Source organism: Rhodococcus coprophilus NBRC 100603, from assembly GCF_001895045.1.
Classification (GTDB): domain Bacteria; phylum Actinomycetota; class Actinomycetes; order Mycobacteriales; family Mycobacteriaceae; genus Rhodococcus; species Rhodococcus coprophilus.
The window spans coordinates 291967-304477 of record NZ_BDAM01000002.1; the positions used below are offsets into that span (position 1 = coordinate 291967).

Annotated in this window: 12 protein-coding genes; 6 read left to right on the forward strand and 6 right to left on the reverse strand. The window is 67.9% G+C overall.

Annotated elements, in window-relative coordinates:
• Nucleotides 1-36 precede the first annotated feature (36 nt).
• Entirely contained in the window at nucleotides 37-1092 is a 1056-nt protein-coding gene (gene ctaC, locus RDCOP1_RS05730; RefSeq protein ID WP_072699144.1) for an aa3-type cytochrome oxidase subunit II, read from the reverse strand.
• A 309-nt stretch (nucleotides 1093-1401) separates the two neighbouring features.
• Here ctaC and asnB point away from each other — a divergent pair, with 309 nt between their 5' ends.
• Nucleotides 1402-3327 carry an asparagine synthase (glutamine-hydrolyzing) gene (asnB, locus tag RDCOP1_RS05735; protein ID WP_072699145.1) on the forward strand — a complete coding sequence of 642 codons (1926 nt, stop codon included), beginning with the start codon at nucleotides 1402-1404 and terminating at the stop codon, nucleotides 3325-3327.
• Between the two features lie 96 nt (nucleotides 3328-3423).
• On the opposite strand, the gene RDCOP1_RS05740 is transcribed toward asnB, so the two are convergent.
• Together RDCOP1_RS05740 and RDCOP1_RS05745 are read right to left on the reverse strand one after the other, a co-directional pair.
• Nucleotides 3424-4392, reverse strand: a complete 969-nt coding sequence (locus tag RDCOP1_RS05740; protein ID WP_072699146.1) for a carbohydrate kinase family protein — start codon at nucleotides 4390-4392, stop codon at nucleotides 3424-3426.
• A 127-nt stretch (nucleotides 4393-4519) separates the two neighbouring features.
• Entirely contained in the window at nucleotides 4520-4870 is a 351-nt protein-coding gene (locus tag RDCOP1_RS05745; RefSeq protein ID WP_072699147.1) for an iron-sulfur cluster assembly accessory protein, read from the reverse strand.
• A gap of 159 nt (nucleotides 4871-5029) precedes the next feature.
• Between RDCOP1_RS05745 and RDCOP1_RS05750 the strand changes: the two genes are divergently transcribed.
• Nucleotides 5030-5701 (forward strand): DUF3043 domain-containing protein, encoded by a 672-nt coding sequence (locus RDCOP1_RS05750; protein ID WP_072699148.1) that lies wholly within the window; start codon nucleotides 5030-5032, stop codon nucleotides 5699-5701.
• Here RDCOP1_RS05750 and RDCOP1_RS05755 read toward each other — a convergent pair.
• Nucleotides 5698-5982, reverse strand: coding sequence for a hypothetical protein (locus tag RDCOP1_RS05755; RefSeq protein WP_072699149.1), 285 nt, complete (start codon nucleotides 5980-5982; stop codon nucleotides 5698-5700). The genes RDCOP1_RS05750 and RDCOP1_RS05755 overlap by 4 nt on opposite strands.
• 121 nt (nucleotides 5983-6103) lie before the next feature.
• On the opposite strand from RDCOP1_RS05755, the gene cobT reads away from it, so the two are divergent.
• The gene (gene cobT / locus RDCOP1_RS05760) at nucleotides 6104-7195 is read left to right on the forward strand and encodes a nicotinate-nucleotide--dimethylbenzimidazole phosphoribosyltransferase (protein WP_072699150.1); all 1092 of its coding nucleotides are present in this window, start codon (nucleotides 6104-6106) and stop codon (nucleotides 7193-7195) included.
• The gene (locus RDCOP1_RS05765) at nucleotides 7195-7959 is read left to right on the forward strand and encodes an adenosylcobinamide-GDP ribazoletransferase (RefSeq protein WP_072699151.1); all 765 of its coding nucleotides are present in this window, start codon (nucleotides 7195-7197) and stop codon (nucleotides 7957-7959) included. Before cobT ends, RDCOP1_RS05765 begins: the two co-directional genes overlap by 1 nt.
• Before the next feature lie 73 nt (nucleotides 7960-8032).
• Here RDCOP1_RS05765 and RDCOP1_RS05770 read toward each other — a convergent pair whose 3' ends face one another.
• Together RDCOP1_RS05770 and gcvT are read right to left on the reverse strand one after the other, a co-directional pair.
• Entirely contained in the window at nucleotides 8033-9139 is a 1107-nt protein-coding gene (locus RDCOP1_RS05770; RefSeq protein WP_072699152.1) for a branched-chain amino acid aminotransferase, read from the reverse strand.
• Nucleotides 9140-9172: 33 nt separating this feature from the next.
• Nucleotides 9173-10273: a glycine cleavage system aminomethyltransferase GcvT gene (gcvT, locus tag RDCOP1_RS05775; RefSeq protein WP_072699153.1), complete on the reverse strand. Its 1101-nt coding sequence runs from the start codon at nucleotides 10271-10273 to the stop codon at nucleotides 9173-9175.
• A gap of 85 nt (nucleotides 10274-10358) precedes the next feature.
• Here gcvT and RDCOP1_RS05780 point away from each other — a divergent pair, with 85 nt between their 5' ends.
• Both RDCOP1_RS05780 and RDCOP1_RS05785 read left to right on the forward strand, forming a co-directional pair.
• Nucleotides 10359-11870, forward strand: a complete 1512-nt coding sequence (locus RDCOP1_RS05780) for a leucyl aminopeptidase (RefSeq protein WP_072699154.1) — start codon at nucleotides 10359-10361, stop codon at nucleotides 11868-11870.
• A gap of 282 nt (nucleotides 11871-12152) precedes the next feature.
• The coding region (locus tag RDCOP1_RS05785; protein ID WP_304362875.1) for a biotin/lipoyl-containing protein at nucleotides 12153-12511 on the forward strand (359 nt) is incomplete at its 3' end.

Sequence of the window (12511 nt, forward strand, 5' to 3'; positions counted from 1 at the left end):
GCACTTGTCCTTGTCGATGAAAGGCGAAGAGACGGGTCACTCGCCGGCGGCGACGGTGGCGGAACGGTCGGTGCGGTCGGTCTTGAACGGCACGGTCGACGTGGCGACGGGGCTCTGGCCGATGGCTTCGAGCGCGGCGGCGTTGGACAGACCCTGTCCGCCGTCCTGGACCGGCTTACGCAGTTCGATGTAGCGGGCGAAGGCCTCAGGGCTGACCGCGCGGACCTCGAAGTTCATCATCGCGTGGTAGGTGCCGCACATCTCCGCGCAGCGACCGACGAAGGCGCCTTCACGCTCGATCTCCGTGATCTGGAAGATCGGGTCGGAGTTGTTCTGGATCGGGTTCGGGTTCACGTCGCGCTTGAACAGGAACTCGGGCACCCAGAAGGAGTGGATGACGTCGGACGAGGCGAGCTGGAACTCGATGCTCTTACCGGTCGGGAGGACCAGAACGGGAATCTCGTTGCTGGTGCCGATCGTCTCGATCTTGTCGTAGTGCAGGTACGAGAGGTCTTCGACCGGTGCGCCGTGAATCGGGCCCAGCTCGGCATGCTCGTCGTCCGCATTGGGGACGTCGAACTGCACTGCATCCTCAGCGGCCTGGTCGATGCCGTTGTACGGCTCGCTTCCGTCCTGAAGATCGATCGTGCGGTAACCGAACTTCCAGTTCCACTGGAAACCGGTGACGTCGACGACCACGTTGGGGTTGTCTTCCTTCTCCAGGACGTAGTTCTGCACCACGACCGTGAAGTAGAAGAGGACACACACAGCAACGAACGGTGCTGCCGTGTACGCGAGCTCGAGCGGCACGTTGTATGCCGTCTGCCGCGGGAACTCCGGAGAGTCCTTCCGTCGCCGGTAGGCGATGATCACCCAGAAGGTGAGGGCCCACACGAGAATTCCCATGACGAGGGCGGCGACAACCGACCACGTCCACAGGTCCCGCATACGCTCGGCTTGGGGGGTCACGCCCTCCGGCCAGCCGAAACGAAGGACTTCTTCGCTCGAACACCCGGTCAGCACCAAGGCTGCTATGCCGAGTGATGCTGCGAGCCCGAACCGCCGAAGGATCCGACCTTGCGCCACGTTCACGCCTTCCTGATCGCTGCAATTTCAGTAGGGCACACCAAGAGGGCCAGCCCAATTACTACGCAGCGTAGACCAAACCCGGCCGCTATCCATCCTCGGGGCACGAAGAAAGTGTCGCGCCGGGGGATTCGCCCGGAGCGCACGGACGTGACGACGGTTTTTGTGCGATGCCGCCGACTCGCCCTCCCTGCTGTCTGCGGCATACTCCACAGAGAACAACGACGAACGCCGGCGAACAGTTCCCGCGGTCCTGCGCGGCGCTCGACGTCTGGTTCGTTCCTGACACCCCGAACGGAATGAGGTACCGAACGCGTGTGCGGCTTGCTCGGGTTTCTGACCACCGACGGCACCAGCGACGAGGCCGTCGCCCAGGTGGCGTCCGCAATGCACTGCCTACGGCATCGCGGCCCGGACGAACACGGCACCTGGAACGATGCCGACCTCGTCTTCGGGTTCAACAGGCTGTCGATCATCGACATCGCGCATTCGCATCAGCCCTTGCGGTGGGGTCCTCCGGAGCAGCCCGACCGGTATGCCCTGACCTTCAACGGGGAGATCTACAACTACCTCGAGTTACGGAAGGAACTCGCCGACGAGTTCGGCGCGACGTTCGCGACCGAGGGCGACAGCGAGACGATCGTCGCGGCCTACCACCATTGGGGCGCCGAGGCGGTCCGTCGTCTCCGTGGAATGTTCGCGTTCGCCATCTGGGACACCGTCGACCGTGAGCTGTTCCTGGCGCGCGATCCGTTCGGCATCAAGCCGCTCTTCCTCGCGACCGGTACTGCCGGCACCGCGTTCGGCAGCGAGAAGAAGAGCCTCCTCGAGCTGGCCGGCCTGATCGGGATCGGCACCGAACTCGATCCCCGCGCTGTCGAGCACTACACGGTGCTGCAGTACGTCCCGGAGCCCGAATCGCTCCACAAGGAGATCCGGCGCCTCGAATCGGGTTGCTACGCCCGGCTGACACCGGGTTCGGAGCCCGAGATCACCCGGTACTTCGAACCGACCTTCCCGGTGCGGCCGTTCGCCGCGGGTCGGGAACAAGATCGCTATCAGGAGATCGCCGCCGCGCTCGAGGACTCCGTCGCCAAGCACATGCGCGCCGACGTGACGGTGGGGTCGTTCCTGTCGGGCGGCATCGACTCGACCGCGATCGCGGCCCTGGCGATGCGCCACAACCCGAACCTCATCACCTTCACGGCGGGCTTCGAGCGGCAGGGCTATTCGGAGGTCGACGTGGCCGCGGAGTCTGCGGCCGCGATCGGTGCGCGACATGTGGTCCGGGTCGTCTCCCCCGCCGAGTTCGCCGCTGCCATCCCCGAGATCGTCTGGTACCTCGACGACCCCGTCGCAGACCCCGCGCTGGTTCCCCTCTGGTTCATCGCCAAGGAGGCCCGCAAGCACGTCAAGGTTGTACTGTCCGGTGAGGGCGCGGACGAGTTGTTCGGCGGCTACACCATCTACCGGGAGCCGCTGTCGCTGCGACCGTTCGAGTTCCTTCCCCCGGCGCTGCGCCGTGCCGCAAGGAAGCTGTCGGAGCGCATCCCCGAAGGCACGCGCGGCAAGAGCCTGCTGCACCGCGGCTCGATGCCCCTCGAGGAGCGGTACTACGGCAACGCGCGCAGCTTCAGCGACGCCCAGTTGCGCTCCGTGCTGCGCGAGTTCCGTCCCGAGTGGACGCACCAGGACGTCACCGCACCGATCTACGCGCGGTCGGTGGGCTGGGATCCGGTCGCCCGGATGCAGCACCTCGACCTGTTCACGTGGTTGCGCGGTGACATCCTCGTCAAGGCCGACAAGATGACCATGGCGAACTCTCTCGAGCTGCGCGTGCCGTTCCTCGATCCCGAGGTGTACCGCGTGGCGTCGCAGGTGCCGCTCGAGCAGAAGATCACCAAGGACACCACCAAGTACGCGCTGCGCAAGTCGCTCGAGGGCATCGTCCCGCCGCACGTGCTGCACCGCGCGAAGCTCGGGTTCCCGGTGCCGCTGCGCCACTGGCTCGCCGGAACCGAGTTGTTCGACTGGGCGCATCAGGTGATCGCAGAGTCCGGCACCGACCACCTGATCGACAAGGCGGCCGTGACCAAGATGCTCGAGGACCACCGCGTGGGCACCGTCGATCACAGTCGCCGGTTGTGGACCGTACTGGTGTTCATGATCTGGCACGGCATCTTCGTCGAGGAGCGCATCGTTCCGCAGATCCAGGAACCGGCGTACCCGGTCGAGGTCTAGGCACCACCCGCACGAAGAGAGACGGTCGTGGGCACTCCGCCGAGCGGAAGTGCCCACGACCGTCTTTCGTCGTTGCAGGTGCGGCAACGCGGTGAACTAGAGGATTGCGGCGATCTCGTCCGCGGCCGCCGCGCCGTAGGCGCCGGCAAGACGCTCGAGCGCCTCGGTGCGATCGAAGGTCCACTCCTGTGTGCCGGTGGTCTCGAGGACGTGCACCGCGACCAGCGACCCGAGTTGCGCGGCGCGTTCGACGCTCAGCCCGGCGCGGTGCGCGACGAGGAACCCTGCCCGGAAGGCGTCACCGACACCGGTGGGGTCCACCTTCTCACGGTCCGGGACGACGCCGACATGGACCCAGTTGCCGTCGCGGTCGACGATGTTCGCACCGTTGCCGCCGAGAGTGGTGACCCGCATACCGACCATCGCACCGATCTCTTCTTCGGTCAGGCCGGTCTTCTGCTGGAGCAGCCCCCACTCGTATTCGTTCGTGAACAGGTACTCGGCGCCCTCGATGAGCTGCGCGGCCTGCTTTCCGTCGAGGCGCGCGAGCTGCTGGGACGGATCCGCGACGAACGGGATGCCGAGCCGACGGCACTCGTCGGTGTGGCGGATCATCGCATCGGGATCGTTGGCACCGATGAGCACGAGGTCGACGCCGTGCTCCTTCACGATGTCGTCGAGGGAGATGTCGCGGGCCTCGGACATTGCGCCCGGGTAGAACGACGCGATCTGCGCCATGTCCTCGTCGGTCGTGCACACGAATCTCGCCGTATGCGCGGTGTCGGACACGTGCACCGACGAGCAGTTCACTCCGTGCTTCTCGAGCCAGTCACGGTACTCGGCGAAGTCCGCGCCGACCGCGCCCACGAGCACCGGGGAGCCCCCGAGCACTCCCATCGCGAACGCGATGTTGCCGCCGACACCGCCACGTCGGACGACGAGGTCGTCGACCAGGAAGCTCAGCGAGATGTGGGCGAGCTGGTCCGCGAGCAACTGTTCGGCGAACCGGCCGGGGAAGCGCATGAGGTGATCGGTGGCAATGGAGCCGGTCACGGCGATGGTCACGTGGCTGAACCTTTCGGCAGGGAGGTCGGGAGATCGAGGCGCTCGGTCGAGGCCGCAGCGTCATCACGGTACCCGGAGATGCGAGAGGGCCCCGGCGCTCTCGCACCGGGGCCCTCTCGAAACCGACTCAGTTGAACGAGTCGCCGCACGCGCACGAACCCGTGGCATTCGGGTTGTCGATCGTGAAGCCCTGCTTCTCGATGGTGTCGACGAAGTCGATCGACGCACCTTCGACGTACGGGGCACTCATCCGGTCCACGGAAAGCTTGACGCCGCCGAAGTCCACGGTCAGGTCGCCGTCGAGGCTGCGGTCGTCGAAGAAGAGTTGGTACCGGAGGCCAGCGCAGCCGCCGGGCTGCACGGCGATACGCAGTGCAAGGTCGTCACGGCCCTCCTGATCGAGAAGTGCCTTCGCCTTGGAAGCGGCGGCCTCGGTCAGGACGACGCCGTGAGTGGCGGTTTCTTGCTGCACAGTCATGGGCGCTCCCTGTATTTCGTGTCGGACCTATGGTTCGTGTCGGACCCGGATGCCTCAACGGTACCGCGCCCTCAGGTATTCCCCGTGAACGAGCTACTAGAAACGGTGGTAGTGCAGCCTGATTTACCCGTTCCCGCGAATATCCCATAGCCTGGAAGGGTGAAGTTGCTACGCCGCGGCGGTTCCGACGAGTCCGCCGACCACGAGGTTCCCGTTCCCGAGGCCCTGCCCGACGGGGAGGCTGCCGCTGCCGCCCCGAAGGTTACTACCGGCAAGGGCCGCCCCACACCCAAGCGTCGCGACGCCGAGACCCGACGCCGCGGCCCGGTCGCGCCTGCGCCGATGACCGCGAAAGAAGCCCGCGAGCGGCGCAAAGCCGCGCGCAAGTCGCAGTCGAAGGATCAGCGTAAAGCAGCCGCAGCCGAGCGCCGCGCCGCCGCGTCCGAGCGCCGGAACCGGATGCTCGCGGGTGAGGAGAAGTTCCTCCTTCCCCGCGACCGCGGTCCCGAGCGCGCCTACGTGCGCGACCTCGTCGACAGCCGGCGCAATCTCGTCGGCTTGTTCATGCCGCTCGCACTGTTGCTGATCATGTCGATGTTCCTCGGCCCGGTCGTGCAGCAGTACGTCACCCTGGCGATGTTCCTGTTGATGTTGCTGATGGTCATCGAGGGCATCTACCTCGGCCGGCTCGTGAACCGGAAGGTCCGCGAGCGTTTTCCCGATTCCGCTCAGGGTGGGTTCGGGCTGGGCTGGTACGCGTTCGTGCGTGCGTCGCAGATCAGGAAGCTGCGGGCGCCGCTTCCCCGGGTCAAGGCCGGCGACGCCGTCTAGGCATCTTCGCCCGCTGCGCACCCATCGGGTTTTTCGGCCGCGGCCTGCTCGTCCCCGGATGAGCAGAGCCGCGGCCGACCCGTTTCGGTGGGCGGCGTTTCGGTGGGCGGCGTTTCGGTGGGCGGCGTTTCGGTGGGCGGCGTTTCGGTGGGCCGGAACGCGTTGTTCCGCCACCACGCCCGGCCCACCCATCGGGGTGCAGTGGGCGGGAGGAGTCGCCCGAACTCGGGGGCAGCCGCGAGGGCGAGGAGAAAGGCGATGATCACGGTGATGTCTGCCATAGTCCCAGCCTGCTGGCAGCGGCCCCTACCCAAAAGTGGCCGGAAAGACATCTATCGTCAGATTTCTGCCACATGCCCAATTGATAGCGTCAGCGGTGATTCCACACGCGAGAGGTGACATGTGACCAGCACCCCCGGCTCCCCCGCCGACATCGAGTTCCCCCAGTTGACCGCACCGGACCGGGAGGTGCGTCTCGTCGCGGAGGAACGGCAGCGGGACCTGACCAAGCCCGCCGGTTCTCTCGGCCGGCTCGAGGAGCTCGGTTGCTGGGTCGCTGCGTGCCAGGGTGAGGTTCCCCCGCACCCGTTCCGGCGACCCCGCGTCGTGGTCTTCGCCGGCGACCACGGAGTCGCGCGCTACGGCGTATCGGCCTACCCGCCCGAGGTGACCGCACAGATGGTCACGAACCTCGTCGCGGGCGGCGCTGCGGTCAACGTGCTCGCCGCCGCCGCCGGGGCCGGTGTCCGCGTCGTCGACATGGCCGTCGACGGTGACACCTCCGACGAGGTCTCCGCGTACAAGATCCGCCGGTCGAGCGGCAGCATCGACCGCGAGGACGCCCTCACCCAGGAGGAGACGGTACGAGCGGTCGAGGCAGGCCGTGCGCTGGCCGACCGTGAAGTCGACGAAGGTGCCGACCTGCTCGTCGCCGGCGACATGGGAATCGGCAACACCACCCCCGCCACCGTTCTCATCGCCACTCTCACCAACACCGAACCGGTGGCCGCCGTCGGCCGCGGCACGGGAGTCGACGACGCCGGCTGGATGCGCAAACTCACCGCCATCCGCGACGCCATGCGCCGCGCCCGGCCGCACACCCGCGATCCGATCGCGCTGCTCCGCACCGCCGGCGGCGCCGATTTCGCCGCGATGGCCGGCTTCCTGTCACAGGCGGCGGTGCGTCGCACACCGGTGATCCTCGACGGGGTGGTGGTGACCGCCGCGGCGATGGTCGCAGAAGAACTGACACCGGGCGCGGCACGCTGGTGGGTCGCCGGGCACCGGTCCGCCGAACCGGCACACACCATCGCGCTGCGCCACCTCCGGCTCGAACCGATCCTGGACCTGAATATGCGGCTGGGCGAAGGGTCGGGCGCGGTGACGGCCCTTCCGGTGCTGCAGGGCGCGGTGGAGATCCTGGCTAACATGGCGACCTTCTCCGAGGCCGGAGTGAGTACCCGCGACGAGGCTCCCACCAAGTCCCTCGGCTGATGGTGCGCCGCTGGACCGAGGGCGTGGCATTGGCTCTGTCCTGGCTGACCGTCCTTCCCGTGCGGGGACCGCACGACATCGACCGACCGGTCGCGGGCAGAGCGATCGCCGCCGCGCCCGTCGCAGGTGTCGTGCTGAGTGCTGTGGCAGCGGCGGTGGCCTGGATCGCGTGCACCGCCGGTGCGCCGGCCTTCGCCGCCGGGTTTCTGTGTGTCGGTGTACTCGCGGCCGGGACCCGGGGGATGCACGTCGACGGTCTGAGTGACACAGCTGACGGACTGGGGTGTTACGGACCGCCGGAACGAGCCCGTGAGGTGATGCACAGCGGTGGGGCGGGTCCCTTCGGTGTCGTCGCCCTGATCGTCGTGCTCGGCATCCAGGCGACCGCGTTCGGCGCGCTCGCCTACGACGGAGCCTGGGCTGCCTTCGTCGTCGCAGTGGTCGCAGGCCGGGTCGCGGTGGTTCTCGCGTGCCGCCGGGGCATCCCCGCCGCCCCTGGCAGTCGCTTCGGCAGTCTCGTCGCCGGCACCCAGGGCCCTGTTCCGATCGTGTTGTGGACGGTGGCGGCGACGGCCGCCGGTGTCCTGGTCACCCCCGGGGTTCCGTGGCTCGGACCGGTGGCCGTCCTCGCGACGCTGCTCCTGACGGTGCTGTTCGTGCGGCACTGCGCTCGCCGGTTCGGCGGACTCAACGGCGACGTACTGGGCGCAGCGCTGGAAGGCACCGTGGCAGCGGTCGCTCTGGTGGCCGCGACCGCGCTCTGACCGAGCCTTCGGCCGAAAAGCCGAAAGGGCCGCAACCGTCGTTACGGTTGCGGCCCTTTCCTGCTTACAGAGACTATGCGTGAAGCGTCGTCATCCAGCCGTGCGTGTCGGCGAAGGTGCCGCGCTGGATACCGGTCAGCGTGTCGCGCAGCGCCATCGTCACCTCTCCGGGCTCCCCGTCGCCGATCACGAACTCACCTTCGTGGTCCTTGATCCGGCCGACCGGGGTGATGACGGCCGCGGTGCCGCACGCGAACACCTCGGTGATCTCCCCGCTCGCGGCCTTCTCCCGCCACTCGTCGGTGCTGATGCGCTGTTCGTCGACGACGAGGCCGGAATCCTTGGCGAGGGTCAGCAACGAGTCGCGGGTGATACCGGGCAGCAACGACCCCGACAGTTCCGGGGTGACGAGACGGGCGTCCGCGCCGGACCCGTACACGAAGTACAGGTTCATCCCGCCCATCTCCTCGACGTACTTGCGTTCGATGGCGTCGAGCCACACCACCTGGTCACAGCCCTGTTCGGCGGCGTGGGCCTGCGCGACGAGCGACGCCGCGTAGTTGCCGGCGAACTTGGCGGCACCGGTGCCCCCGGGCGCCGCGCGCACGTACTCACGCGAGAGCCACACGCTCACCGGCCGGACGCCGCGCGGGAAGTACGCGCCGGCGGGCGAGGCGATGAGGAGGTAGCGGTACTCCTTGGCGGGCCGCACGCCGAGTGCAGGTTCGGTCGCGAACATGAAGGGCCGCAGGTACAGCGACTCCTCCCCGCCCGCGGCGGGAACCCACTCGTGGTCGACGTCGAGCAGTTCTCGGATGGACTGCGCGAACAACTCCGTCGGCAGGGCGGGCATGGCCAGTCGCTCGGCGGACCGATTCATGCGTTCCGCGTTGGCGTCCATCCGGAACGACGAGATGCTGCCGTCCGCCTGGCGGTACGCCTTGAGTCCTTCGAAGATCGCCTGTCCGTAGTGCAGCACCATCGCCGCCGGATCGATCTGGATCGGGGCGTACGGCTCGACCTTCGCGTCGTGCCAGCCCACGCCCTCGGTGTAGGTGATCGACACCATGTGGTCGGTGAAGTACTGCCCGAAACCGGGCTCGGACAGAATCTCCTGTCGCCGCTCCGCGGAGCTCGGGGAGGAATGCGGGATGCGGACGAAATCGAGGACACCTGTCATGACCGACAATCCTAACAATCAGGCGGAAGACCCCTACTTGGTGTGGTCCTCCACGAACGGCGGGCTCACGACCTCGGCCCGTAATGTACGGCCTCGCACGTCCACGGTGACCTCGTCTCCGGCGGCGATTCCCGGCGCGGTGTCGAGCAGAGCGAGCGCGATTCCGACCTTGAGCGTGGGCGAGAACGTTCCCGACGTGGTCTCCCCGACAGGTTGCCCGTTACGGGAGACCGTCAGTCCCTGCCGCAGCACCCCACGATCGAGGGCCCGGAGTCCCCACAGGCGCCGCGCCGGTCCGGCTTCCTTCTCGGCCAGCAGGGCGTCGCGGCCCCAGAACTGCGGCTTCTTCCATCCGACGGCCCAGCCCACCCTGGCCTGGACGGGCGAGATGTCGAGCGACAGTTCGTGCCCGTGCAGGGCGTAACCCATTTCCGTGCGCAGCGTGTCGCGGGCACCGAGACCGGCAACCTGTCCGCCGGCGGTCCGGACCGCCTCGACGAGCGCCCGGAACAGGGTTTCCGCATCGTCCCATCGCGGCAGCACCTCGTAGCCGCGCTCACCGGTGTAGCCGCTGCGGCACACCCGCACCGGCGCGCCCTGGTAGTCCGCGTCCACGAAACCCATGTAGTCGATCTCGGTGGGCAACCCGAGAGTTGTGAGCACCTCCTCGGACCGCGGCCCCTGCACGGCGAACACTGCGTAGTCGCGATGCTGGTCCGTCACGGTCACGCCGTCCGGTGCCGCAGCGGAGAGCGCCGCGACGACCGCAGCGGTGTTCGCCGCGTTGGGGACGAGGAACAGTTCTTCGTCCGAGACGTAGTAGACGATGAGGTCGTCGGTGACTCCCCCGGTCTCGGTGCAGCACAGGGTGTACTGCGCCTTACCTGGGCCGATCTTGCCGAGATCGTTGGTGAGAGAGGCGTTCACGAACTCGGCGGCGCCCGGCCCCGCCACGAGGGCCTTGCCGAGGTGGCTGACATCGAACAGGCCCACGGCGTCACGCACCGCGGTGTGCTCGGCCACGGTCCCCGCATAGGACACGGGCATCTCCCACCCGCCGAACGGCGCGAAGGTGGCGCCGAGTTCGACATGGACGGCATGGATGGGTCCCTGCTGGAGTTCCTCGTCACTCATGTCGCCGACGCTATCCCACCGCTGCCACCGTCCGGGCGGTGGTCACTAGCATCGAACCATCACCCCCGCTTCCTAGGAGTTGCCTGTGAGCACACCGACCCCCGAACTTCCCGAACTCGCCCTCGCCGGTTCGGTCTCCAAGCGAGCCGAGGTTCTCGTCATCGGCCTCACCTCGTCCGACAACGGCGCCGAGATCCTGTTCGGCGACGGTCCCGTCGACGAATCGGTGCTCGGCGAACTGCTCGACACGCTGCAGGCCGTCGGCGCCACCGGCCGCAGCGAGGAACTCACCCGGGTTCCGGCACCGGCGTCGCTTCCCGTCGCGAGCGTGCTCGCCGTCGGCCTCGGTGCCGCGGATCGCATCGACGCCGAGCAGGTCCGTCGTTCCGCCGGAGCCGCTGCCCGCGCACTGACCGGCGTGTCCACCGTCGCGACCACGTTGTCGTCGGTCGATCTCGGTGCCGCGGCGGAAGGCTTCGCGCTCGGTTCCTACACCTTCACCGAGTTCCGGTCCGCGAAGTCCGCACCCAAGGACGACGCACGCCACGCCACTCGGGTCGAACTGCTCGTCCCGTCCGTGCGCGACCGGGCCGCGAAGGCGACCCTCGCCCGGGCCACCGCGATCGCCGAGGCTGTGGCGACCGCCCGCGAGTTCGTCAACACCCCGCCGAGCCACCTCTACCCGGCCGAGTTCGCCGCACGTGCGAAGGCACTCGGTGAAGCCGCCGGCCTCGAGGTCGAGGTGCTCGACGAGAAGGCTCTCGAAAAGCAGGGCTTCGGCGGGATCGTCGGTGTCGGCAAGGGCTCGTCGCGTCCGCCGCGCCTGGTGCGACTGTCCTACTCGGCGAAGAAGCGCAAGGCGCCGAAGGTCGCTCTCGTGGGCAAGGGCGTCACGTTCGACACCGGCGGCATCTCGATCAAGCCCGCCGCCGGCATGGAAGCGATGACGTCCGACATGGCCGGCGCCGCGGCTGTGGTCGCCACCGTCGTGCTGGCCGCCAAGCTCGGTGTCGCCGCCGATGTGGTCGCCACCGTCCCGATGGCCGAGAACATGCCGTCGTCGACCGCGCAGCGCCCGGGTGACGTGCTGACCCAGTACGGCGGCACCACCATCGAGGTCATCAACACCGACGCCGAGGGACGGCTCATCCTCGCCGACGCGATCGTGCGTGCCTGCGAGGACGCACCCGACTACCTCATCGACACCGCGACGCTCACCGGCGCCCAGATGGTCGCCCTGGGCAATCGCACCCCCGGCGTGATGGGCACCGACGAGTTCCGCGACCGGGTCGCTGCGCTGTCTCAGGAGGTCGGTGAGAACGGCTGGCCGATGCCGTTGCCAGCGGAACTGCGCGGCGATCTCGAATCGCGGGTCGCGGATCTCGCGAACGTCACTCCGCACCGGTGGGGCGGCATGCTCGCCGCGGGCCTGTTCCTGAAGGAGTTCGTCGCCGAGGGCGTGCAATGGGCCCATATCGACGTCGCCGGCCCGGCGTTCAACACAGGTGGCCCCTTCGGGTACGTCGGCAAGGGCGGGACCGGAGTGCCGGTACGCACGATGATCACCGTCATCGAGGACATCGCCGAACGCGGCTGACCCACCACCGGGGCATGCCCTGCTCGCGCGGCACCATCCGCGACGAGCAGGGCGTGCACTGTCCGAGGTGTGAGACGGTCCTGCCCCTCCGCGAACGCAGCGAGAGGACGGGTGCAAGGATGGATACGGCCATGCCTCGCTTGGGCAGCGGTCCGTCTACCCCTGAAGCACCCGCACGAGTCCCCGGCCTCGAGCACAATGGTGACGACCACACAATGGTTGTCGACCACGAGTCGGTACAACTCAACACACACGAACACAACCGTCGAGGAGTCAACAGACATGGCCTTCTCCGTCCAGATGCCAGCGCTTGGTGAAAGCGTCACCGAGGGAACTGTCACGCGATGGCTCAAGCAGGAAGGAGACACGGTCGATGTCGACGAACCCTTGCTCGAAGTCTCCACTGACAAGGTCGACACCGAGATCCCCTCGCCCGCGGCAGGCGTCCTGGTCAAGATCGTCGCGCAGGAAGACGACACCGTCGAGATCGGTGGCGAACTCGCTGTGATCGGTGACGCCGGCGAATCCGCCGACGACTCCACGCCTCCTGCCGAAGAGCCCGCAGAACCTGCCGAGGAGCCCGCCGCCGAAGAACCGGCTGCCGAGGAAGCTCCCCAGCAGTCCGCCCCCGCGAAGTCCGC